This window comes from Agrobacterium sp. GW821-FHT02D03 (assembly GCF_059421725.1).
Map to the genome: position 1 here is coordinate 1,391,376 of NZ_JBWKVN010000002.1, position 23,483 is coordinate 1,414,858.

22 protein-coding genes are annotated in these 23,483 nt (G+C 57.8%); 8 read left to right on the forward strand and 14 right to left on the reverse strand.

From position 1 onward, the window contains the following. Positions 1 to 50 precede the first annotated feature (50 nt). Positions 51 to 1,559 (reverse strand): glycerol-3-phosphate dehydrogenase, encoded by a 1,509-nt coding sequence (glpD, locus tag AC07U5_RS19710; RefSeq protein ID WP_494724008.1) that lies wholly within the window; start codon positions 1,557 to 1,559, stop codon positions 51 to 53. Positions 1,560 to 1,641: 82 nt separating this feature from the next. Continuing rightward, positions 1,642 to 2,439 (reverse strand): DeoR/GlpR family DNA-binding transcription regulator, encoded by a 798-nt coding sequence (locus AC07U5_RS19715; RefSeq protein ID WP_494724009.1) that lies wholly within the window; start codon positions 2,437 to 2,439, stop codon positions 1,642 to 1,644. 379 nt (positions 2,440 to 2,818) lie between these two features. Between AC07U5_RS19715 and AC07U5_RS19720 the strand changes: the two genes are divergently transcribed. The 5 genes from AC07U5_RS19720 (at position 2,819) to AC07U5_RS19740 (ending at position 8,664) form a co-directional block, all read left to right on the forward strand. Beyond that, positions 2,819 to 4,417, forward strand: coding sequence for a peptide ABC transporter substrate-binding protein (locus AC07U5_RS19720; protein WP_111847107.1), 1,599 nt, complete (start codon positions 2,819 to 2,821; stop codon positions 4,415 to 4,417). Positions 4,418 to 4,477: 60 nt separating this feature from the next. After that, on the forward strand, positions 4,478 to 5,401 hold the full coding sequence (gene oppB, locus AC07U5_RS19725; protein WP_062424177.1) for an oligopeptide ABC transporter permease OppB: 924 nt from the start codon (positions 4,478 to 4,480) through the stop codon (positions 5,399 to 5,401). Continuing rightward, positions 5,394 to 6,524: an ABC transporter permease subunit gene (locus AC07U5_RS19730; RefSeq protein WP_113260923.1), complete on the forward strand. Its 1,131-nt coding sequence runs from the start codon at positions 5,394 to 5,396 to the stop codon at positions 6,522 to 6,524. The genes oppB and AC07U5_RS19730 overlap by 8 nt, the downstream gene beginning before the upstream one ends. A gap of 1 nt (position 6,525) precedes the next feature. Further along, complete coding sequence (locus AC07U5_RS19735) at positions 6,526 to 8,133, forward strand: ABC transporter ATP-binding protein (RefSeq protein ID WP_113180238.1); 1,608 nt, start codon at positions 6,526 to 6,528, stop codon at positions 8,131 to 8,133. A gap of 183 nt (positions 8,134 to 8,316) precedes the next feature. Next, on the forward strand, positions 8,317 to 8,664 hold the full coding sequence (locus AC07U5_RS19740) for a hypothetical protein (RefSeq protein ID WP_062441615.1): 348 nt from the start codon (positions 8,317 to 8,319) through the stop codon (positions 8,662 to 8,664). Positions 8,665 to 8,834: 170 nt separating this feature from the next. Here the strand turns inward: AC07U5_RS19740 and AC07U5_RS19745 are convergent, their stop codons facing one another. Together AC07U5_RS19745 and AC07U5_RS19750 are read right to left on the reverse strand one after the other, a co-directional pair. After that, positions 8,835 to 9,554 (reverse strand): hypothetical protein, encoded by a 720-nt coding sequence (locus tag AC07U5_RS19745; RefSeq protein ID WP_494724010.1) that lies wholly within the window; start codon positions 9,552 to 9,554, stop codon positions 8,835 to 8,837. A gap of 190 nt (positions 9,555 to 9,744) precedes the next feature. Continuing rightward, on the reverse strand, positions 9,745 to 13,548 hold the full coding sequence (locus AC07U5_RS19750; protein WP_494724011.1) for a vitamin B12-dependent ribonucleotide reductase: 3,804 nt from the start codon (positions 13,546 to 13,548) through the stop codon (positions 9,745 to 9,747). A 756-nt stretch (positions 13,549 to 14,304) separates the two neighbouring features. On the opposite strand from AC07U5_RS19750, the gene AC07U5_RS19755 reads away from it, so the two are divergent. Continuing rightward, complete coding sequence (locus tag AC07U5_RS19755) at positions 14,305 to 14,883, forward strand: histidine phosphatase family protein (protein ID WP_443265813.1); 579 nt, start codon at positions 14,305 to 14,307, stop codon at positions 14,881 to 14,883. Here AC07U5_RS19755 and AC07U5_RS19760 read toward each other — a convergent pair. Continuing rightward, a complete protein-coding gene (locus AC07U5_RS19760; RefSeq protein WP_156462345.1) occupies positions 14,861 to 15,001 on the reverse strand; it encodes a hypothetical protein in 141 nt (46 codons plus the stop codon). The genes AC07U5_RS19755 and AC07U5_RS19760 overlap by 23 nt on opposite strands. Before the next feature lie 71 nt (positions 15,002 to 15,072). Here AC07U5_RS19760 and soxR point away from each other — a divergent pair, with 71 nt between their 5' ends. Further along, positions 15,073 to 15,537, forward strand: a complete 465-nt coding sequence (gene soxR / locus AC07U5_RS19765; RefSeq protein WP_494724286.1) for a redox-sensitive transcriptional activator SoxR — start codon at positions 15,073 to 15,075, stop codon at positions 15,535 to 15,537. A gap of 105 nt (positions 15,538 to 15,642) precedes the next feature. Here the strand turns inward: soxR and gpt are convergent, their stop codons facing one another. The 5 genes from gpt to purC all read right to left on the reverse strand — a co-directional run bounded on the left by gpt (position 15,643) and on the right by purC (position 18,613). Beyond that, positions 15,643 to 16,140: a xanthine phosphoribosyltransferase gene (gene gpt / locus AC07U5_RS19770; RefSeq protein WP_062424236.1), complete on the reverse strand. Its 498-nt coding sequence runs from the start codon at positions 16,138 to 16,140 to the stop codon at positions 15,643 to 15,645. A 186-nt stretch (positions 16,141 to 16,326) separates the two neighbouring features. Then, positions 16,327 to 16,731: a hypothetical protein gene (locus AC07U5_RS19775; protein ID WP_062424237.1), complete on the reverse strand. Its 405-nt coding sequence runs from the start codon at positions 16,729 to 16,731 to the stop codon at positions 16,327 to 16,329. 66 nt (positions 16,732 to 16,797) lie between these two features. Further along, positions 16,798 to 17,469 carry a phosphoribosylformylglycinamidine synthase subunit PurQ gene (purQ, locus tag AC07U5_RS19780; protein WP_062424238.1) on the reverse strand — a complete coding sequence of 224 codons (672 nt, stop codon included), beginning with the start codon at positions 17,467 to 17,469 and terminating at the stop codon, positions 16,798 to 16,800. 119 nt (positions 17,470 to 17,588) lie between these two features. Further along, positions 17,589 to 17,831 (reverse strand): phosphoribosylformylglycinamidine synthase subunit PurS, encoded by a 243-nt coding sequence (purS, locus tag AC07U5_RS19785; protein WP_062441600.1) that lies wholly within the window; start codon positions 17,829 to 17,831, stop codon positions 17,589 to 17,591. 17 nt (positions 17,832 to 17,848) lie between these two features. Further along, positions 17,849 to 18,613 (reverse strand): phosphoribosylaminoimidazolesuccinocarboxamide synthase, encoded by a 765-nt coding sequence (gene purC / locus AC07U5_RS19790; protein ID WP_027673419.1) that lies wholly within the window; start codon positions 18,611 to 18,613, stop codon positions 17,849 to 17,851. A gap of 247 nt (positions 18,614 to 18,860) precedes the next feature. Here purC and AC07U5_RS19795 point away from each other — a divergent pair, with 247 nt between their 5' ends. Continuing rightward, positions 18,861 to 19,202 (forward strand): ATPase inhibitor subunit zeta, encoded by a 342-nt coding sequence (locus tag AC07U5_RS19795; protein WP_112357926.1) that lies wholly within the window; start codon positions 18,861 to 18,863, stop codon positions 19,200 to 19,202. 194 nt (positions 19,203 to 19,396) lie between these two features. On the opposite strand, the gene AC07U5_RS19800 is transcribed toward AC07U5_RS19795, so the two are convergent. The 4 genes from AC07U5_RS19800 to AC07U5_RS19815 form a co-directional block, all read right to left on the reverse strand. After that, positions 19,397 to 19,984: an RBBP9/YdeN family alpha/beta hydrolase gene (locus AC07U5_RS19800; protein ID WP_494724012.1), complete on the reverse strand. Its 588-nt coding sequence runs from the start codon at positions 19,982 to 19,984 to the stop codon at positions 19,397 to 19,399. 152 nt (positions 19,985 to 20,136) lie between these two features. After that, positions 20,137 to 21,444: an adenylosuccinate lyase gene (gene purB / locus AC07U5_RS19805; RefSeq protein ID WP_062424242.1), complete on the reverse strand. Its 1,308-nt coding sequence runs from the start codon at positions 21,442 to 21,444 to the stop codon at positions 20,137 to 20,139. A gap of 114 nt (positions 21,445 to 21,558) precedes the next feature. Next, the gene (gene rpe, locus AC07U5_RS19810) at positions 21,559 to 22,236 is read right to left on the reverse strand and encodes a ribulose-phosphate 3-epimerase (RefSeq protein ID WP_494724013.1); all 678 of its coding nucleotides are present in this window, start codon (positions 22,234 to 22,236) and stop codon (positions 21,559 to 21,561) included. Positions 22,237 to 22,374: 138 nt separating this feature from the next. Beyond that, positions 22,375 to 23,448, reverse strand: a complete 1,074-nt coding sequence (locus AC07U5_RS19815; RefSeq protein ID WP_494724014.1) for an ABC transporter substrate-binding protein — start codon at positions 23,446 to 23,448, stop codon at positions 22,375 to 22,377. Positions 23,449 to 23,483 lie beyond the last annotated feature (35 nt).

The following is a 23,483-nucleotide window of genomic DNA, read 5'->3' on the forward strand; positions in this document are numbered from 1 at the left end:
AATCAATACGTCTTATGCAGCGCCGTCACGGCGCGTCCAAATCAGTCGTCTCAGGCAGCCTTTGTCGTCATGTAATCGTTGAGCGCTGCAACTTCCTCCCGGGAAAAATGCAGGCCTTGCTTCGTTCTGCGCCAGAGCACGTCCTCGCTGGTTCTGGCCCATTCCTGTCCCATCAGCCAGGTGACTTCGCGCTCGTAAAGATCCCCGCCGAAATGCCTGCCCAGTGCCTCCACACCGGTCGCATCTCCCAGGAAGACGGCAGCTTTCGTTCCGTAAAGGCGGACCAGCCGACGGGCATGGCGATCCGAAAGAAAGCCGTAGCGGGCCTTCAGTTTCGCCACTTCAGCCTCGTAGCCGGTCGGTGCAAAATCGCCGCCGGGCAACGAACTCTTCGCGGTCCAGGGCGAACCCTTGGTGCCGATCGCTTCGTTGATCTTTTCCAGCGCGTGTTCGGCAAGACGACGATAGGTTGTGAGCTTGCCACCAAAAACGTTGAGCAGTGGTGGCTCGCCGGTGTTCTGTTCAAGCTTCAACACGTAATCGCGTGTTGCTTCCTGGGCCTTGGATGCCCCGTCATCATAGAGCGGGCGAACGGCGGAATAGGTCCAGACGATATCGTCCTTCGTCACGGGCTCGGCGAAATACTCGCTGGCCGCCTTGCAGAGATAATCCGTTTCCTCTTCGCTGATCCGCACCTGCGACGGGTCGCCGTCATAGTCCCGGTCGGTCGTGCCGATCAGGGTGAAATCGGTTTCGTAAGGGATGGCAAAGATGATGCGGTTATCGGGGTTCTGGAAGAAATAGGCGCGCGGATCGTTGAACTTCTTCTTCACGACGATGTGGCTGCCTTGAACGAGGCGCACATTATGGACCTGGTTCTTGCCCGCCGCGTTGGACAATACCTGATCCACCCAGGGACCGGCCGCATTGACCAGCATCCGCGCCTGCACGGTTTTCACGTGGCCGCTCTCGATGTCCTGCACATCGATGGTCCAAAGACCATTGTCCCGGCGAACGGAGATGACTTTCGAGCGGTTCATGATGTCGGCGCCGCGGTCTGCCGCGTCACGCGCGTTCAGCACCACCAGGCGGGCATCATCCACCCATCCATCGGAATATTCGAAGGCCTTAGTGAAGAGCGGCTTCAACGGTTTGCCGGCCGGGTCACGCCGCATGTCGAGCGACTTGGTGGCAGGCAGCAATTTGCGGCCGCCAAGGTGGTCGTAGAGGAAAAGCCCAAGCCGGATCAGCCAGGCGGGACGAATGCCACCCTTGTGGAAGGGCAGAACAAAGCGCATTGGCCAGATGATGTGGGGCGCCATGGCCCACAGAACTTCGCGTTCCATCAAGGCTTCGCGCACGAGACGGAATTCGTAATGCTCCAGATAGCGCAATCCGCCATGGATGAGCTTGGTGGCACCAGAGGATGTGCCGGAGGCAAAGTCCTTCATCTCCGCCAGCGTAACGGAATAGCCTCGACCGACCGCATCGCGCGCAATGCCGCAGCCATTGATGCCGCCGCCGACGACGAAGATGTCGCGAACCGCCTCTTGAGCCACCTGTCCCTACTCCCTGTTGTTGCGCGTGCAAGCCGAACGATTTTTTTGTTGAAGGGAAAATAAAAGGAACTCAAAGCGAATGTCAAACGAAACTATCGTCTATAGTATCTGTATTCACTGGGGCTGTTTCGATCAGTTGGACGCCTGCTTCTCTGCAGATGTCTCGTATCGACTCCGATGGGCAACGGTCAGTGATAAAGGTCTGAACCTGCGAGAGATGACCGATCCTCACCGGTGCTGTGCGCTCGAATTTGCTGGAGTCACTGGCGAGAATCACGTGACGCGCATTGGCGATGATTGCCTGGGCCACTTTCACCTCGCGAAAATCGTAATCGAGCAAGGCGCCGTCCGGATCGATGGCCGAGACGCCGATCACCGCATAATCCACCTTGAACTGACGAATAAAATCGACTGCCGCCTCGCCGACAATGCCACCATCGGTGCCGCGCACCACGCCACCGGCTATGATGACTTCAATGGAGGGGAAGATCCGCAGCCGGTTTGCGACGTTGATATTGTTGGTAATGACCATCAGTTCGTGGTGATCGAGAAGCGCGTCGCCGACCGCCTCCGTCGTGGTGCCGATATTGATGAAGAGGGAGGACTTGTTGGGAATAATGTTCGCTGCCGCCTTGCCTATGGCCTGCTTCTCGCTCGCTGCAATCGAACGTCGCGCCTCGTAGCGCATATTTTCGGTGCCGTTCGGGAAAATCGCGCCACCATGAATGCGGTTCAGCGTCCGGTTTTCGCAAAGCTCGTTCAAATCCTTGCGGATCGTTTGCGGGGTGACGGAAAAGCGTGCAGCGAGGTCTTCGACGAGCACGCGTCCTTCAGATTTTGCAAGCTCTATGATCTCAGTTTGACGCGCGCTGAAAAACATCGGATGGCCCCCTAAAACCTTTTCGTTTTGTTTCAGTTTAGCCAAAAACGAAAGCCGCTCAAGCGTCCTTCACGCTCTATCTGCATCAGCCTTTCAGGGCGGGATTCTCATGGGGGATCGGCCACCTTCAGCTTTGTGGTCATCTTTTTCCACAGCTAGACACGAAATTCAGCGTAAATTTGTCAGTCAGCTAGACGGATTGTGGCGCGACGTATCCTGATATTTTTTCAGCATATTTTGCATCTGCCGCATTGTTGCGCAGTCACGGTTGTGCCTGTTCAAGGGGCAGGTTTGAAGTGGCTGAAAATATTGGGGGTTGCGCGTCAAGCCAATATGCCCTTGTTTTAGGCCTCTCAAACTGTCTGGGAGCATTAAAAAAATGATTTCGTTTAAAACGACAACGCGGGCCGCACTTCTTCTTGGCTCACTTCTGATTGGCGCCAGTTCCGCTCTTGCTGAAACCGTTCTGCATCGCGGTAATCCGGGGGAACCCCAAACTCTCGATCAGGCACAGACCTCGATCAATATCGAAGCCTTCATCCTGAAGGACCTCTATGAAGGTCTGACGATTTATGACTCCGCCGGCAAGATCGTGCCCGGCACAGCCGAAAGCTGGAAGTTGTCGGATGACGGCACCGTCTATACATTCAAGCTGCGCGACAATGCGAAGTGGTCGGATGGCTCTCCGGTGACCGCAGAGGACTTCGTGTTCTCCTATCAGCGCGTTCAGGATCCGAAGACGGCTGCCAAATACGCCAATATTCTTTATCCCATTAAAAATGCCGAAAAGATCAATAAGGGCGAGTTGCCGCTCGATCAGCTCGGCGTGAAGGCGGTGGACGACAAGACGCTCGAAATCACGCTTGAGCGCCCGACACCCTTCTTCCTAGAGCTTCTCGCGCACCAGACGGCACTGCCCGTCTCCAAGGCAAGCTTCGACAAGAACGGCAAGGACTTCGTCAAGCCGGGCGTCATGGTCTCGAACGGCGCCTATACGCTGCAGTCGCATGTTCCCAATGACAGCCTGACTGTGGTGAAGAACCCGAACTTCTGGGACGCTGCCAATACCAAGATCGACAAGGTGATCTTCTACCCGATCGACGACCAGGCAGCCTCGGTTCGTCGCTTCGAGGCGAAGGAAATGGATCTCGCCTACAACTTCTCGGCCGATCAGCTCGATCGCCTGCGCAAGGCCTATGGCGAGCAGGTCCATGTGTCGCCTACACTTGCAACCTACTACTACACTTTCGATACGCGCGAAGCGCCCTATAGCGACGTTCGCGTTCGCCGTGCGCTCTCCATGGCTGTCGATCGCGACTTCCTTGCCAAGGAAATCTATAGCGGATCGCAGGTTCCTGCCTATTCCATGGTGCCGCCCGGCATGGACTCCTACGGCGAGCCGGCCAAGGCCGATTTCGCAACCTTGTCCCAACTCGATCGTGAAGACGAAGCCGTCAAGCTAATGAAGGAAGCCGGTTACGGTGAGGGCGGCAAGCCGCTCTCCATCGAAATCCGCTACAACACCAACCCGAACCACGAGCGTGTAGCAACCGCTATCGCCGATATGTGGAAGAACACGTTCGGCGCCAATGTGTCGCTGGTGAACCTCGACGTGGCGTCGCACTATGGCTACCTGCAGGAAGGCGGCAAGTACAATGTCGCGCGTGCCGGCTGGGTCGCCGATTACGCGGACGCGGAAAACTTCCTGGCGCTCTCGATCTCCTCCAACAAGACCTTCAACTATGCGAAGTTCAACAACGCGGAATACGACGCGTTGATGAAGAAGTCTTACGAGGAGAAGGACCCGGCTGCCCGCTCCAAGCTGCTGCATGAGGCTGAAACGATCCTGATGAAGGAGCAGCCGGTGGCACCGCTCCTGACCCAGGCCGATCTCTGGCTCGTATCGGATCGCGTCAAGGGTTGGCACGACAACGCTGCCAATGAACACTTGAGCCGCTTTCTGAGCGTTTCCGAATAAGCAGCGCTGGCACGGCGGCTGAATAAGCCCGCCGTGCCATGCCCCGGAGCCTGAAAAGCCATGATTTCATTTGTTCTGCGCCGTCTGGCGAGCGCGGTGCCGACGCTGTTTATCGTCGTCACCATTTCCTTTTTCCTGATGCGTTTTGCACCGGGCGGTCCGTTCAACCTTGAACGGCCCCTGCCGCCACAAACGATGGAAAACCTGATGAGAACCTATCATCTGGACGAACCATTGTGGCGTCAGTATCTGATTTATCTGCGCAATGCAGTGACAGGCGATTTTGGTCCGAGCTATATTTACAAGGATAACACCGTCGCGCAGCTGATCGGCAAAGGCCTGCCTTACTCGCTGGAGCTCGGCTGCTATGCGCTGCTTCTGGCGGTAATTGGTGGCGTTATTGCCGGTACCTTCGCGGCGCTTCGGCAAAACAGCGCCTTCGATTTCTCCATCATGTCGATTTCGACGGTGGGTGTGACAGTGCCGAATTTTGTCGTCGCACCGGTGCTCACGCTTGTCTTTGCTGTGTTCCTCGGCCTTCTGCCTGCCGGCAGCTGGGGCGACGGATCGCTGCGTTATCTCATCCTGCCAATGATTGCGCTGGCCCTGCCGCAGCTTGCGGTTATCGCGCGTCTGACGCGTGGTGCGATGATCGAAGCTCTGCGCATGGACCATATTCGCACCGCCAAGGCCTACGGTCTTCCGGCAAGAAGCGTGGTCGTCTTCCATGCCATGCGCGCTGCCATGCTGCCGGTCGTCTCCTATCTGGCACCTTGCGCTGCAGCGCTTTTGACCGGTTCTGCCGTCATCGAAACGATCTTCACCATTCCAGGTGTCGGTCGCTACTTCGTTCTCGGCGCCATCAATCGCGATTACACGCTGGTCATGGGAACCGTGGTTCTCGTCGCCATCTTCGTCATCCTCTTCAATCTCGTGGTCGATATTCTCTACGGCCTTCTCGATCCGAGGGTTCGACATGACTGATCTTTCGACCAATCTTCCACCCCAAGCCGAGGTGCAGAGCCGAAGCCTCTTCCAGCTGGCAGCGATGCGCTTCCGCCGCAACAAGGCGGCGATGGCGGGCTCCGTCATGCTGGTGCTGATCACGCTCTTCTCCTTCATCGGTCCGCATTTCCTCACCCACACCTATGACCAGGTGTTCTCATCCTACGTTTCCGTGCCACCGAGCCTGGAGCCACGTCCGGATGTGAACAATCTGCAGGAGGTGATGGAAGGCGTTGCAAGCCGTGCCCGTGTCGATCTGAAGGAATTTGCCGTCAGCGGCCAGACCTTCACCGCAACGGTGACCTCCAGCAGCGCCATCGATCCGCGCACGACACGCTATTTCGACCGTGCCAACGAGTTCGAAAACACCAAGGTCGTCGCGACCGAGGACGAGGGACGGACACTGAAGCTGGAAGGCGAGGTGAACCGGGAATACTTCTTCTTCGGCACCGATACCAACGGGCGTGACATGCTGGCCCGTGTCATGCTGGGCGGGCAGATCTCGATTGCTGTCGGGGTTCTGGCGAGCCTCGTGTCGCTCGGCATCGGCGTGGTCTATGGCGCAACGGCCGGCTATATCGGCGGACGCGTCGACAATGTGATGATGCGCTTTGTCGAAATCCTCTACTCGCTGCCCTTCGTCTTTCTCGTCGTCGTCCTCGTGGTGTTCTTTGGCCGAAGCTTCATCCTGATCTTTCTGGTGATCGGGGCGGTGGAGTGGCTGGATATGGCACGTATCGTCCGAGGCCAGACGCTTGCGCTCAAACGACGGGAATTCGTCGGTGCGGCACAGGCTTTGGGCTTGAGCGACTGGCAGATCATCCGCCGTCACATCATCCCCAACACCATCGGCCCGGTCGTCGTCTTCGTCACCGTCGTGGTGCCGAAGGTCATTCTTCTGGAAAGCTTCCTTTCCTTCCTCGGCCTTGGCGTGCAGGCGCCGTTGACGAGTTGGGGGGCGCTGATTTCGGAAGGCGCCAACAACATGCAGTCGGCACCCTGGCTGTTGATCTTCCCGGCTCTGTTCTTCGTGCTGACCCTGTTCTCCCTCAACTTCGTGGGCGACGGGTTGCGTGACGCACTTGATCCAAAGGATCGCTGACATGACGACATCTGAAACCATATTGACGGTTCGCAATCTCAAGGTCGACTTCACCACGCCGGACGGCATGGTCAATGCCGTTAAGGGCATCGATCTTGATGTTCGCCAGGGTGAGACGCTTGCCGTTGTCGGTGAATCCGGTTCCGGCAAGAGCCAGACGATGATGGGCATCATGGGGCTTCTGGCTTCCAATGGCGTCATCAATGGATCGGCGAAATATCGCGGGCGCGAGTTGATCGGCCTTCCGGTCGATGAACTCAACACCATCCGCGGCGCGAAGATCACCATGATCTTCCAGGAGCCGATGACCTCGCTCGACCCGCTCTACCGGATCGGCGCGCAGATCGCCGAGCCGATCCTGCATCACCGTGGCGGCAGCAAGAGCGAGGCGCGCGCCCGTGTTCTCGAACTTCTGAAGCTCGTGGGTATTCCCGATCCTGAGCGCCGCATCGACAGCTATCCGCATGAGCTTTCCGGCGGGCAGCGCCAGCGCGTCATGATTGCCATGGCGCTGGCAAATGAGCCGGACATCCTGATTGCGGACGAGCCGACGACAGCACTGGATGTCACGATCCAGGCGCAGATCCTCGATCTGTTGAAGTCGTTGCAGCAACGCTTCGGCATGGCTGTGGTGCTGATCACCCACGATCTCGGCGTGGTGCGCCACTTTGCCGACCGCGTCACGGTGATGCGGCGCGGCGAGGTGGTCGAGGCGGGCACGACGGAGGATATCTTCGAACGCCCGCAGGCGGACTACACCAAGATGCTGCTGGATGCCGAACCGAGCGGCCACAAGCCGCCAGTGGCAGACGGCACGCCCGTTGTGCTCTCCGGCCAGAATGTCACTGTCGATTACGACATTCCCGGCGGCTTCCTTTCCAAGGCAAGCGTGTTTCGAGCGGTCGACGGCGTGAATATCAATCTGCGTCAGGGTCAGACCATCGGCATCGTAGGTGAATCCGGTTCTGGCAAGTCGACGCTCGGCCGGGCGCTGCTCCGGCTCACCAATGCCAAGGGACGGATCACCTTCGAGAAGAAGGAGATCACCGGGCTGGATCGCAAAGCCATGCGGCCGCTGCGCCGGCGGTTGCAACTCGTGTTCCAGGACCCTTACGGTTCACTCTCGCCGCGCCAGACGGTGGGGGAGATCATCACCGAAGGCCTCTTCGTCCACGAGCCGCAATTGAGCCGCGCGGAGCGTGACAAGCGCGCCATCGAGGCGCTGAAGGAAGTGGGTCTCGACCCCGCAGCCCGCAACCGCTATCCGCACGAGTTCTCCGGCGGCCAGCGTCAGCGTATCGCGATTGCCAGAGCCATCATCCTGAAACCGGATGTGGTCATCCTCGACGAGCCGACCTCGGCGCTGGACCGCTCGGTGCAGGGCCAGGTGATCGATCTGCTGCGCGAATTGCAGAAGACACATGGCCTCTCCTACATCTTCATCAGCCACGATCTTTCGGTGATCAAGGCGATCTCGGATTATGTGATCGTCATGAAGGACGGAAAAATTGTGGAGGAGGGCGAGACCGACGCGATCTTCAACGCGCCGTCTGCCGACTACACCAAGACGCTGATCAAATCCGCTTTCACGGCGGATGTCGCAGCCTGATGTGTTGATCCTCAATACGCACTCACAATCTCTTATGCCCCGCTTCGGCGGGGCATTTTATTGTGATCTGCGTGCCGTCCCAAGATCATCGTGAAATAACCATGAAGGAACCAGTGAGGCGTCTCGACGTTATAGCGCGGTGAACATTTATGTGTGCCGAAGTAATGGCACTGAGGAGGCAACATGCGGAAGATTATTCAAGTTGCGGGACTTGCTGTTACTATGGCAGTTTCAAGCGTCGCCGTGTCCGGCGTGGCACAGGCGCAGGATGTGGAGCTGCGGATCGGCCCCGATGGCGTCCGCCCGGTTATCCGCGATCGCGACCGCGACCGCCGCGACATGGACCGCCGTGGCCCGCCACGTATGGCGGGTTGCAGCGAACGCGAAGCCCGCGCCGCCGCACGAGCATCCGGCCTGCGCGACCCCGAAGTGGTCCGCATCACGCCACGCCGCGTGGTCGTCGAAGGCGATACCCGCCGCGGCCCCGACACCATCACCTTCGCCAACCAGCGCGGTTGCCCGGAGATTTGATTGTAGGTTTTAGATGAAGTTAGAAAGGTCCGTTTAGGCGGGCCTTTTTTCACGATCTAGCTAGCTGCAGGCTTGTCGGTCGGCCATTTCGAAGAGGAAGGCTGCATTTAAAGGTAAACGCAATACCACTTTCCCAACTTGCGCCTAGGTAGCGCGACAAGCTTTCCATGTCACAATGCCAAATAAGAGAGAATGAATTTGACTAGTTTCTGAGCAGTTGCCTTTGCGGCTTCCCCTAAGACTGTGTTGGCGAATGTAGTCGCGATCCATCTCAAGGGCTGAACGATTAAGGCATTTGCCTGATTTTTGGAGATTTTCAAAGACCTGAGCTTTGAGATTCCCGTTTCCAAAGACGCCAGTATACCGTGTTTCTCCTTTGGATACTTGCCCTCAAATTCGTTGCTTTTGTCGATTTCTTTAACGGTCTTCTCTAGGCCTTTTACTAATTCATCAATCTCTTCGCCAGGTTCAATATCAATCTCCGCCCAGCCACTTCTTTCTACGTGCTCCTCTTGGGTCCAAAAGAGGCCGTCCATCCCGGCAATCTCGTCTAAAGATTTATCTCCTTGGGAGAGAAAATACGCGATATCCGAAGAACTATCACGAAGAGCTTTTTCGACAAACTGGATGCCCGCGGAGCTTATTTTATAGCGCCACTCTACCTTCTTTGTCCCGGTTCTGTTGATCAGAGCTGAGTCACTATATCTCGGGCCGTGAAACTCCTCGAGCGCAGACCCTATAAGATTGCGAGAGACGGAAACAGAAAATTTCGCTTTTATCTCGTCAACAGAAAAAGCATCTACGTTGTTATCGTTAACATGCTCAACGTACAGCTTCGCGAGCACGCATCTGGCTAAAGGCACTAGCCTGTACGGAACGTTTTGAAACATGCTGACCACTGTCGGTTTTTGTAGAGAAATTCGTTCGGCTTGTTGAAGTCACATTGCGATTATTTTTTTGCTTCGCTGCCTCCAGCGAGAGAGCCCACTTTGATATAACCGGAGTCTCGTTTTGTTCTCTTAAATAATCCAGCCCGATGGTGACATCGGACTGGATTTTGTTGTTTTATCCCCAGCTAAATCAGCTGCAACCGCTCGTCGCGCCGCACGTGTCGCACTTCTCGCAAGTCCCATTCCGGACCATCGTGAAGTTCTGGCACTCGGAGCACATGTTGCCCGTATAGCCCTGGGCAATCGAGCGCATGCGGCGTTCGTTTTCCACCTTCTTGGCGTCGGCCTTGGCAGAGGCTGCGTCGGCAGCGGCCTTGTCCGAGAAGAGGCCGGTGGCGTTCTGTTCGGTTTCGACCACTTCTTCTGCAATCTCTTCCGCCAGTTCGCGGGCGCGTTCCTCATAGTCACGCTTGAAGGCGACGACTTCCGAGGTGGCGACTGAGACTGTTGCCTCCAGCTTGCGTGCTGCGTTGCCGGAAATCGCCGTCACGTTGGCCGAGGCGCGGGCAGGGGCTGCCGTTGCCGAGCCCTTGATTTCCGCCGAGCCGCGTTCGCTTCCATTGTTGGAGACGAGCGTTGGCTTGTAGCCGCGGGTCAGGCCCTTGGAGACGACATCTGCCTTGCCTTCGGACACGCCGCGGCCAAGTGCGGTGTTGGAGAAGTCCGACGTATCGACATGTGCCAGATCGTGGCGGCCGAGATAGGAGATGGCGAGTTCGCGGAACACGTAGTCGAGGATCGACGTGGCGTTCTTGATCGCGTCATTGCCCGTGACCATGCCGGCAGGCTCGAACTTGGTGAAGGTGAAGGCGTCGACATATTCTTCCAGCGGCACGCCATATTGCAGGCCGAGCGACACGGAAATCGCGAAGTTGTTGATGAAGGCGCGCAGCGCGGAGCCTTCCTTGTTCATATCAAGGAAGATTTCGCCAAGGCGGCCGTCGTCATATTCGCCGGTGCGAAGGAAGATGGTGTGACCACCGATCTTGGCCTTCTGGGTGTAGCCCTTACGGCGGGTCGGCAGCTTTTCCTGGCTGCGGACGACACGCTCGATGATGCGCTCGACGATCTTTTCGGTGATGGTGACGGCCTGGGCTGCCTGCGGCTGAGCCAGCAGCTCTTCCATGGCGTCCTCGTCGTCCTCATCTTCCACCAGCGAAGCATTGAGCGGCTGGGAAAGCTTGGAGCCATCGCGGTAAAGCGCGTTTGCCTTCAGTGCCAGCTTCCAGGACAGCATGTAGGCTGCACCGCAATCTTCCACCGTCGCATCGTTCGGCATGTTGATCGTCTTGGAGATCGCACCCGAGATGAAGGGCTGTGCCGCCGCCATCATGCGGATGTGGGACTCGACCGAGAGATAACGCTTGCCGATTTTGCCGCATGGGTTGGCGCAATCGAAGACGGACAGATGCTCATCCTTCAGGAACGGCGCGCCTTCCAGTGTCATCGCACCGCAGACGTGAACGTTTGCCGCTTCGATGTCCTTCTTCGAGAAGCCAAGATGCTCCAGCAGGTTGAAGCTGATGTCGGAAAGCTGCTCGTCGGAAACCTTCAGCGTGTCCTTCAGGAAGTCCGCGCCGAGTGTCCACTGGTTGAAGACGAATTTGATGTCGAAGGCGCTTTTCAGCGCGCCATTGACGGCGTCGATCTTCTCATCGGTGAAGCCCTTGGCCTTCAGCGAGCCGGGGTTGATGCCAGGCGCCTGGTTCAGGTTGCCGTGGCCGACAGCGTAAGCTTCGATCTCGGCAATCTGGCTTTCCGAGTAGCCGAGCGAACGCAGCGATTCCGGAACCGCACGGTTGATGATCTTGAAGTAGCCGCCGCCGGCAAGCTTCTTGAACTTCACCAGCGCAAAGTCAGGCTCGATACCGGTTGTGTCGCAATCCATGACGAGGCCGATCGTGCCGGTCGGCGCGATAACGGTGGTCTGGGCGTTGCGGTAGCCGTTCTGCTCGCCAAGTTCCAGCGCCTTGTCCCAGGCCGCAACGGCGTGCTTGATCAGGTCCTGATCGGTGCAATCGGCATGGATGAGCGGAACCGGGTTTACCGACAGGCCTTCGTAACCATAGGCAAGACCCTGGGCGGCACGGCGGTGGTTGCGGATGACGCGCAGCATGTTGTCGCGGTTCGGCGCAAAGCCCGGGAAGGGGCCAAGCTCGCCTGCCATTTCAGCAGACGTCGCGTAGGACACACCGGTCATGATCGCGGTCAAGGCACCTGCAATCGCACGACCTTCATCGCTGTCATAAGGAATGCCCGAAGACATCAGCAGACCGCCGATATTGGCGTAGCCGAGGCCAAGCGTCCGGTACTCGTAGGAGCGTTCCGCAATCTGGCGCGATGGGAACTGCGCCATCATCACCGAGACTTCGAGAACGACGGTCCACAGGCGCACCGCATGTTCGTAATCGGCAATGTTGATCTTCTTGGTGGCCGCGTCCTTGAACTGGAGGAGGTTCAGCGAAGCAAGGTTGCAGGCTGTATCGTCCAGGAACATGTATTCCGAGCATGGGTTGGATGCGCGGATGGAGCCGGCGGCTGGCGAGGTGTGCCAGTCGTTCATGGTGGTGTTGAAGTGCAGACCCGGATCGGCAGAGGCCCAGGCGGCATGCGAGATCTTTTCCCACAGGTCGCGTGCCTTCAGCGTCTTCATCACTCTGCCGTCGCGGCGGGCGGTCAGGTTCCAGTCGCCGTCGCTTTCGACAGCGCGCAGGAAGTCGTCCTTCAACGAAACAGAGTTGTTGGAGTTCTGGCCAGAGACCGTGAGGTAGGCTTCCGAATCCCAGTCCGTATCATAGGTCTTGAACTCGATATCCTTGTAGCCCTGCTGAGCGAACTGGATGACGCGCTTGATGTAGTTTTCCGGAACCTGATCCTTCTTGGCAGCGCGGATTTCGCGCTTCAGGGCTGGGTTCTTGGCAGGATCGAAGCAATCGCCGTTATCGCCTTCGCAGTTGAGGCAGGCCTTCATAATGGCCTTGAGATGCTTGGCGACGATCTTGGAACCGGTGACGAGGGCGGCAACCTTCTGCTCTTCGTTCACCTTCCAGTCGATATAGGCTTCGATATCGGGGTGATCGGCATCGACGACGACCATCTTGGCCGCACGACGGGTGGTGCCGCCGGACTTGATGGCGCCGGCTGCGCGGTCACCGATCTTGAGGAAGCTCATCAGGCCGGAGGACTTGCCGCCGCCGGAAAGCTTTTCGCCTTCGCCGCGCAGATAGGAGAAGTTGGAACCGGTGCCGGAGCCGTATTTGAAGAGACGCGCTTCACGAACCCAAAGGTCCATGATGCCGCCTTCGTTGACGAGATCGTCTTCAACGGACTGGATGAAGCAGGCATGCGGCTGCGGATGCTCGTAAGCGGACTTGGACTTGGTCAGCTTGCCGGTGAAGGGGTCGACATAGAAATGGCCCTGGCCCGGACCGTCGATGCCATAGGCCCAGTGCAGGCCAGTGTTGAACCACTGTGGCGAGTTCGGCGCGACGCGCTGGGTGGCGAGCATGTAGGCAAGCTCATCGCGGAAGGCGAGAGCATCTTCTTCGGACGAGAAATACTTGCCCTTCCAGCCCCAATAGGCCCAGGTGCCGGCGAGGCGATCGAAAACCTGACGCGCGTCGATTTCCGAGCCATAACGCTCAGCCTCAGGCAGATCCTTCATGGCAGCCGTATCGGCAACGGAGCGCCACAGGAAGGACGGGACGTCGTTCTCTTCGACCTTCTTCAGAACCTTCGGAACGCCGGCCTTGCGGAAATACTTCTGCGCGAGAACGTCGGTCGCCACCTGGCTGAACTGCGCCGGCACATCAATATCCGCGAGGCGGAACACGACGGAACCATCCGGATTCTTGATTTCGCTGATTGCCTTGCGGAATTCGATTTCCGCGTAGGGCGACTGGCCGGGCTTCGTAAAGCGGCGTTCGATGCGCATCGTTGGTGTCCTTGTCCGTTGGCGCCTGATCGGGCGCAAAATATCGTTCCGGCGTCGCATGGGCCATGCGCCACCAGTTGTCTGCCGATGAATGGAAACGCTCATCCTTGGATGTCGTTCCTTTATGTCGTGGTTATGATGGCTGCAAGCATACTATATATAGTATTAACAGTTTCTTGTCGCCAGACCCCGCCTCACGTTTTGGCAGCTCCCGAACATGAACACGCCCCAGCGTTCCTCACCCCTCGTGGTTGGAACGCAAGACATCGCGTGAACTGATACAGGAGAGAACCGCAGATGAACCTGCCGATTCCGTTGCCGCCGCAACATGGATCTACTTTTAGAAAACGTGCTGATTCCGTCAAGGCCTAGTTTGTAAGGGTTCATTTACCACAAGATGTGGTGTGGGTAGGGTGTGGAAAACGGGGAAAGAAAAACCTTCCATAAATATCAGGCACTTGCAGCGCATTATGGCTGGCCGCTTACCTTGCGTGAAGCTTGCCTGTGGTGGCGGAGGGGCCGATGTGACGGCATTCTGGGAACGTGCCGTTGTTGCGTACAAGCAACAAGTGCCGTGCCTATCCACAAGGTTTGCGATTCGTGGGGCATGTGGAAGCGATGGGCTACAAGATATAGCGGTACTTGGAGGGGTTTCAGCTCCTGCTCTCACGCCAGAAACGGAACAGAACAACACAATCTTGAAACGATGAGCGAGCTTATCTAACCTCGGATCAACACTCATGGAAGGGATACGCGATGCAGACATCGCTGCCACAGATTTTTCTGGTCCGACACGGCGAGACTGCCTGGTCAGTGTCCGGTCGTCATACCGGACGGTCGGATATCGATCTGACGCCCAACGGGGAAAATGCTGCAAGATTACTCGCCGGGCGACTGAAAGGGATCACCGCTGATGTGGTCTGGTCGAGCCCGTCTCTCCGAGCGCGCAGAACATGCGAGCTTGCGGGATTTGCGTCCGCAATGTCTGTCAAGTCAGACCTCAACGAGTGGGACTACGGACAATATGAAGGCGTCACCACGAAGGACATCCACCAGACGGCGCCCGGCTGGCAGCTTTTCCGTGACGGCGCTCCCGGTGGTGAAAGCATTGAGCAGGTGGGTGTGCGAGCAGATCGCATTATCCATGATATCAGGGCCAGCGGCACGACCATCCTGATCTTCTCAAGTTCGCATTTTCTGCGCGTGCTGGCAGCCAGGTGGCTCGGGCTGCCGCCTGAACACGGAAGAAGCTTCGTCCTCGATACCGCAACTGTCAGCGTATTGGGCTACGAACACAATATGGAAGAACCAGTCATTCGAGCATGGAATACGTGATCAGTCCCGGCAATTGCGGCAGGTGATTGATCTCCATATTTTGCAGATCAATTCGCATGCAGCCCTTGGCGCGGGCGCTGCCCAGAATAATGCGGAGCGAGAGCGTTGTGCCTGTCATGGATGGATACCCCTTTCACCGTTGACCTCCTCATGGTAGTTCCTCAAGTAAAGTTGAGGTCAACGAGCATGATGAAAAAACTTCAGCAGATTCCTCTGATACGCGACCTCTCGGTTGGCGATGTTGCCGAGCGCGCTGGCGTCGCGGTCTCGACGCTCCACTTTTACGAGGCCGAAGGGCTGGTCAAGGGCTGGCGCACCAGCTCAAACCACCGCCGCTATGGGCGCGACGTGCTGAGGCGCATCGCCATCATCAAGGTGGCGCAGAGGGCAGGCATTCCGCTGAAGGAAATACAGCAGGCTTTGAACACCTTACCGGATGGCCGCACGCCAACGGGAAAGGACTGGCAGAGGCTTGCGACCCATTGGCAAGCGCAACTGGATGACCGCATCGCGCGGCTTACGCGGCTGCGTAATCAGCTCACCGGTTGCATTGGCTGTGGTTGTCTTTCGACGGATGAATGTCCGCTGCGCAATCCGGCAGATATATTGGGGGACAAGGGTCCTGGACCGGTGCTGCTGGAACCTGGCGAATAAGCCAAGAGGTTTCAGGCTAGTAAGGCGATCATCTGCGAAACAGGATCGGACCGCGTCGCGCAAAACCCATCAGGATTTCGCGCGACGTGAATTTTTGCGTGGTGATCAGCCGGGTGCGCCCTTGGCAATCGGCTCCTGATAGGTGAAGCCCATGTCCCACGGGAAATAGATCCAGGTGTCCTGGCTCACTTCGGTGACGAAGGTGTCGATGGTGGGAACGCCGGTTGGCTTGGCATAGACGCAGGCAAAATGCGCCTTTGGCAACATCTCGCGCACTTCCAATGCGGTCTTGCCGGTATCGGTCAGATCGTCAACGACGAGAATGCCTTCGCCGGACTTTTCCAACAGTTCAGGCGAGATGCCCTTCAGCAGAACGGTATCACCCTGATTCAGGTAATCGTGGCGGGTGGCAATGCATACCGTGTCGATCAGGCGGATGTTGAGTTCGCGGGAAATGATCGCCGCCGGAACGAGACCGCCGCGGGTGATGCAGACGATGGCCCTGAACTCCTGGTTCAGGCCTGCAAGACGCCACGCCAGCGCGCGGGCATCGCGGTGAAACTGATCCCAGGACACTGGGAAGGCTTTATCGGGAAGGGACATGGTGGGTCTGCCATCTCATTCAATTGCTGATGGCTTTGGCTAATAGCGGCAAGAAACGGCAAAAAGCAAGTCTATGCGCCTGCAGCGATCATGATCTTGTTGACGGCGCTCGATGCAGAGCCGCCGTGGACTTTGGGGGGCTCTTTCAAAGAGGCCACAATCGGTCGTGGCCTCTTCGGCTCGCGGTCAGCAGCCCTTGCCGCCATTGGCCCAGCGCTTGATGTCGGCGGAAATGCGCGGTGCATGACCGTCGTTCATAACAGGGCCGAACGCCTGGAGGTTTGCCGGATTGCCTTCGGCCTGGACCACCAGCATCGGGCGTGATTCCGGGCTGTTACGTGGAACGAGCAGAATACGGGGGCGACCGGAGAAGGAGTTGAGTTCCGGTGCCAGGCGGTAGGCCTTGAAGGCCGGATCGCCGGACTTGAACCAGCAGGCATTGGCGCCGAGCGCGATACGCTCCATGACCGGAAGAGCCGCCTGCGACGCGGCCCTCGGGGGCTCAGGCTTTGGCTGGCATGCGGCAAGTGCGAGTGCAGCGAGGGCCAGAGCGGCAATGCCAATGGAACGTCCAGAAAGGATATGGTTCATTCTTCAATCCAGCATGAGCTGCAAAAATAAAGCCGGGCGGATGCGCCCGGCTGGATGTGTCCGATATCAGGCAGCGATCACGCCAAGCGCTGAGGCAAATATGCCTCGGCCATCCTTGCCGCCATGTGCCGCTTCGATCAGGTTTTCCGGATGCGGCATCATACCGAGAACATTGCCCTTGTCGTTAATGACGCCGGCAATATCGTTCAGCGAACCATTCGGATTGGTACCTTCGGCATAACGAAACACCACTTGGCCATTGTCTTCCATCGCCTTCAACTCGTCGGCTTCAACGAAGTAGTTGCCATCGTGATGGGCAACGGGCGAGCGGATGATCTGGCCCTTGTCGTAGGTGCGGGTGAACTCCGTGTCGTTGTTGACGACCTCGAGCTTGACTTCACGGCAGACGAATTTGAGCGAGGCATTGCGCATCAAGGCGCCGGGCAACATGCCGGCCTCGACCAAAATCTGAAAGCCGTTGCAGACACCCAGAACCTTGACACCCTGTTCAGCCTTTTCGCGGATCGCCTGCATGACGGGCATGCGGGCGGCGATGGCACCACAGCGGAGGTAATCGCCGTAGGAGAAGCCGCCGGGGATGACGATTAGATCGACATCCGGGATCTGGGTTTCCGTCTGCCAGATGGTGACGGGCGCCTGACCTGAAATCTTCGTCAAGGCCGCGATCATGTCACGGTCGCGATTGAGGCCAGGAAGCTGGACGACTGCGGATTTCATGGGCCTTGGCTCCGAAATTCAGAGCATTTCCAGCAAGAGTGCCTGCGGTTCTGCATGGGAAATGCGTCAAACAAAGAGTTGAGAGCAATGGGGGTGAACCATCGTCCACCACACTTGCCCTAGAGGATGGCGATCGCGTAGTTTTCGATGACGGTGTTGGCGAGAAGCTTCTCGCACATCGCCTTCAGGTTTTCTTCGGCTTTCGCCTTGTCGGTGGTGTTCAGTTCAAGATCGAAGACCTTGCCCTGACGGACCTGGCCCACGCCGTCAAAACCGAGGCTGCCCAGCGCGCCTTCGATTGCCTTACCCTGCGGATCGAGAACGCCGTTCTTCAGCGTAACAGTCACCCGTGCCTTGATCACCTGATGGTCTCCTGATTTCACTTGACGAGAACCGGGCCTGTGCCGCGGATCGGTTCGTTTTCATTGATGATGCCGAGACGGCGCGCGACTTCCGAATAGGCTTCCACAAGCCCACCCATATCGCGGCGAAAGCGGTCCTTGTCCATCTTTTCCTGCGTCTCGATATCCCACAGGCGGCAGCTATCCGGCGAAATCTCGTCCGCAAGGATAATGCGCATCATATCGCCTTCGAACAGACGGCCGCATTCGATCTTGAAATCGACGAGCTGAATGCCGACGCCGAGGAAAAGACCGGAGAGGAAATCGTTGACGCGAATGGCGAGCGCCATGATGTCGTCGAGTTCGGCGGGATTGGCCCAGCCGAAAGCAGTGATATGCTCCTCGGAGACCATCGGGTCTTCCAGCGCATCCGACTTGTAATAGAACTCGATGATCGAGCGCGGCAGCACGACGCCTTCATCGATGCCGAGGCGCTTGGAGAGCGAGCCTGCCGCAACGTTGCGCACGACAACCTCAAGCGGGATCATCTCCACTTCCTTGATCAACTGCTCGCGCATGTTCAGGCGGCGGATGAAGTGGGTGGGAATGCCGATCTTGTTCAGATGCGTGAAGACGTATTCCGAGATGCGGTTGTTCAGAACGCCCTTGCCGTCGATGACTTCATGCTTCTTTTTATTGAAAGCAGTCGCATCATCCTTGAAGAACTGGATGAGCGTTCCGGGTTCCGGACCTTCATACAGGATCTTGGCCTTGCCTTCGTAGATTCGGCGGCGACGGTTCATAGTGACATATCTCTTGTTTTAGCGCCGGTGCTGATGGCGGTCGTTTCGTTTCTTGAAGCGGTCCCATAGCGGAAAAGAAGCCATTTCACAATGCGACGGCACGCGGTTGTTTGCAATTCTTCAACCCTGTTTTTGGCTGTTCCAAGGCAACATCTCAAAGTTACGCTTTCTCAATAGTTGTATTCTAGAACAGTGGTGTCCCGATCAAGAGGACGCAAATAACGACACAGTAAAACGGGGTATAATCATGGGTCTGAGACAACGCGGTAAAGCGCTCGAGAATTTGTATTTTCACGAAGAAGAACTGAGCTTCCGTCTTCACGGCATGCGTAGCAGGTTGATGGGCCTTTGGGCTGCATCCCTGATGCACAAGGACGACGCCAATTCCTATGCCAGCGAGATCGTTGCCGCGTCCATCGGCCGCGAAGGCGACGACGCCATGTTCAACAAGCTGCATGACGATTTCGTCGCCGCCGGCGTCGGCGTTACCGATGATGTCATCCATGATCAGATGACCAACCTTCTGCGCTGTGCCGCCGACGAGCTCCGCAATGGGATCGCGCAATTCGACAACAAGCGCGCCGCCTGAATTTTCATTCCGTATTTCAACCATCTGACAGGTCTGAGTGTCTTGCGTGGAGATCGTCCATTCTCCATGCGCGCTGAGATTTGGGATGTTTGAGCATAAGTGCCGCAAGGCTCGAGCCGCGCAGGGTATACTTGCGCGGCATTTCCGTTTTACTTTCTATTCGCCAAAGCAGCGGCGAACAGGGCTGATCTTGTTCAGCTTTTATTCTCACTAATCGCAAAGCCCGACGGAGGCTTGAGCTTGCTCAGGAACTGAGCAAAGACCATGGTGCCTTCCGGCCACGGGCCATGGCCCGATTCTGCGTTGATATGCCCTGACATGCCAGCATCGATCAGAAGCGAACCCCAGGCGGCGGCAATGTCATCGGCATGCTCATACGTTCCGAATGGGTCGTTGCGGCTGGCGATGGTGATGGCCGGGAATGGTAGCGGATCGCGTGGATACGGCCCGAACGTCATCAGATGCTTCGGCCGGATGTCGGGATTGGCGACATCTGGCGGCGCGACAAGCATGGCACCAGCCACTCTGGGCGCGATTTCCGGCAAGGCGTGCATAACCGTCGGCACCCCGAGCGAATGCGCGACGAGGACCACAGGCTTCGTCGAGGCGTTCACCTCCTCGACAAGGCGAGCGACCCAGTCTTCACGCACGGGCTTCGACCATTCCGCCTGCTCGACGCGGCGTGCTGTCGACAGCTTCTCTTGCCAACGGGTCTGCCAATGGTCGGGGCCGGAATTGGTGTAGCCGGGAACGATGAGGATATCTGCTTCTGATGCTTTCATGCCGCTTATCTTGGTGTGTTGGCTGGCGTTATCAAGGTGCAAAGCAAAGGATCGCTCATAATGCTGCAGGGTTCTTTGGTATCAGAATATGGTGGCGCTCACCTCGGTACTGGCCGAGGTGAGCAATTCCTACCTTTGCCAGGAACTAAGGATCAAGCCTCGCCGAAGACGCGCTTGAAGATCGTGTCGACATGCTTGGTGTGGTAGCCAAGATCGAACTTTTCGCGGATCGTCTCTTCCGGCAGGGCTGCGCGCACTTCCTCATCCGACAACAGTTCTTCGAGGAAGTCCTTGCCTTCTTCCCAGACCTTCATCGCATTGCGCTGAACGAGGCGATAGGAGTCCTCACGCGAAACGCCGGCCTGTGTCAGCGCCAGGAGCACACGCTGCGAATGGACGAGGCCGCGGAACTTGTTCATGTTCTTCAACATGTTTTCCGGGTAGATCACCAGCTTCTCGATGACGCCTGCCAGACGGTTGAGGGCAAAATCGAGCGTGATGGTGGTGTCTGGGCCGATGCCGCGCTCGACAGACGAGTGGCTGATATCGCGCTCGTGCCAGAGAGCAACGTTTTCCAAGGCCGGAACGACAGACATGCGTACCAGACGGGCCAACCCGGTCAGGTTTTCGGTCAGAACCGGGTTGCGCTTGTGCGGCATGGCGGACGAACCCTTCTGGCCGGGCGAGAAGAACTCCTCCGCTTCCAGAACTTCCGTGCGCTGCATGTGGCGAATTTCGATGGCGACGTTCTCGATCGACGAGGCAATGACGCCGAGTGTGGCAAAGAACATGGCGTGGCGATCGCGCGGGATCACCTGCGTGGAGACAGGCTCCGGCGACAGACCAAGGGCCTTGCACACATGCTCTTCGACGGATGGATCAATATTGGCGAAGGTGCCGACAGCGCCGGAGATGGCGCCGGTGGCGATTTCGGCGCGGGCGTTGACGAGGCGGGCGCGGTTGCGGTCCATCTCGGCATAGAAGCGCGCAAATGTCAGACCCATCGTCGTCGGCTCGGCATGAATGCCGTGGCTCCGACCGATACGAACGGTGTTCTTGTGTTCGAAGGCGCGGGTCTTCAGCGCGGTCAAAACCCGGTCCATGCCGGCGATCAGCAGGTCGGCAGCGCGGACCAATTGGATGTTCAGCGTCGTGTCGAGCACGTCGGACGAGGTCATGCCCTGGTGGACGAAGCGGGAATCCGGACCAACGAATTCTGCAAGATGAGTGAGGAACGCGATGACGTCATGCTTGGTGACGGCTTCGATTTCGTCGATGCGGGCAACGTCAAACTCGGCCGCACCGCCCTTTTCCCAAATGGTCTTTGCCGCTTCCTTCGGGATCACGCCGATGTCCGCCAGCGCGTCGCAGGCATGCGCCTCGATTTCGAACCAGATCCGGAACTTGGTTTCCGGCGACCAGATAGCGACCATTTCCGGCCGGGAATAACGAGGGATCATGGCAAAGCCTTCTTAAACTGAGAAATCTGGTGCCCGTTTAGCAAAGTGTTTCGGCAATCTCAACGCATTCGGCGCGTCAGGGTAAACCTGGCAACACGTACGTCTGCCTGGAGATCAAGCTCGGCCGCGTTCGGCGGATGCTCTGAGAGCGGAGACGGTTTTCGTATAGTCATCCACACCATTGCCCTTGAAGACGGCAGAACCGGCAACCAGAACATTGGCGCCCGCCGCAATGGCGCTGCCTGCCGTCTCGGTGGTGATACCGCCATCCACTTCCAGTTCGATCGGGCGATTACCGATGAGCGACTTCGCCGCGCGGATCTTGTCGAGCATGGCTGGAATGAACTTCTGGCCGCCAAAGCCGGGATTGACGCTCATGATGAGGATGAGGTCCACATCGTCGAGAACGTTTTCGAGCACGGAAAGCGGGGTTGCCGGATTGAGTGTGACGCCGACCTTCTTGCCGAGCGCGCGAATGGTTTGCAGGGAGCGGTGCAAATGCGCGCCGGCTTCGGCATGGACCGTAATGCTGTCGCAACCGGCCTTGGCGAAGGCCTCAAGATAAGGATCGGCGGGGGCGATCATCAGATGGCAATCGAAGAAGGCCTTGCTGTGGGGGCGCAGTGCCTTGATCACATCCGGCCCGAAGGAAATGTTCGGCACGAAGTGACCGTCCATCACGTCCAGATGAATCCAGTCGGCGCCAGCGGCCGTGACATCGGCGACTTCCTGTCCGAGCTTGGCGAAGTTGGCGGCAAGAATGGAGGGGGCGATCCGGACGGAGAGGGTCATCTAAAAATGCTCCTGATTGGCAAGGCGTTGCTGGCCCTTAGCACCGCACGCATGGGTCAACAAGCGTCGATCCAGACCTCCAAAGGGACAAATCGATTAGACAGAGACCGATCGTCCGATACCACGTTTCCAGAGGCCCTAATTCAACGCCTTGTCGACGACGACGAAGTTGGTGCCAGTCCAGCGCTGAAGCCGGTAGGAATTGTCCTGCAACTCGTGGCGTTCATTGAAGATGACGGGGCCGATGACCGTATTGAAGGTGGTGCCAACCATCACGACAGGTGTTGGTTTCGATTGCTCCGATGCCTTCTCCAGCGCCTGGGCTGAGAGTTGGGCGGCGGCATAGGCCGGAAGAACGTAGCCTTCGGGTTCGATATTGGCAGCGCGCAACTGCTGCACCGCCTCTGCCGCGGAGGGCAGTGCTGCGTAATCCGGTAAGGCGACAGCAAGCGTGCCCGGCTGCAGAGGAACAGGCGCGTTTGCCGCCCGCAGCGCATCGCTGCCCATAAGCACGAGTGAAATTTTCTCTGCGGCAGCGTCGCGTGCGATGATCGATAGGTCGTTGCGTTCTGTGGCCGCGAAGACATGTGTCACGCCGGTGCGGCTCAGGCGACGCACGAGGGCAATCTGTTGTTCCTGCGAAGGGCGTAGCGTATCGGTGAAGGTCGGTTTCAACCCCGCCTCTTCCAACCGCGCACGTACACGGTCCACCAGTTCACGGCTATAGATCGTCCCGTCATCAAGAAGCGCAAATGGCAAGCCCTTCCAATCGCGCAGCATGATCTCCGCAACCGCCGAGGTTTCATCGTTCTCCGAGGGTGCCATACGAAAGAGCGGCCAACCGCGCTTCAATGCATCTTCCATCAGAATGGGCGAGCGGCTCGAGAGAGTGATGGCCGGGATGGCGGCATTCTTCAGTGTCGGCAGTGCATCCGCGAGAGTTTCCGTACACAGGAAGCCGACGACCACGGAGACTTTCGACGCCACAAGACCGTCGGCGATGGCACCACCGCTGCCGTCCTCGCAGCTTTCATGAATTTCCATGACATCGAGGCCGACCTTTGCGGCTGCCGCCTTCACACCCTGCCGAATTTGCAAGCCCAGCATCTCATATGCGCCGTTCTGCGGAGCAACGACTGCAATCGTCGCAGCATTTGCAGCGCCAGCGATGCTGAGACTAAAGGCAAAACTGAGCAGGCGGAGTGAATTCATGGATGGCATTATCCTGTGCGATTGTCCGATGTTAT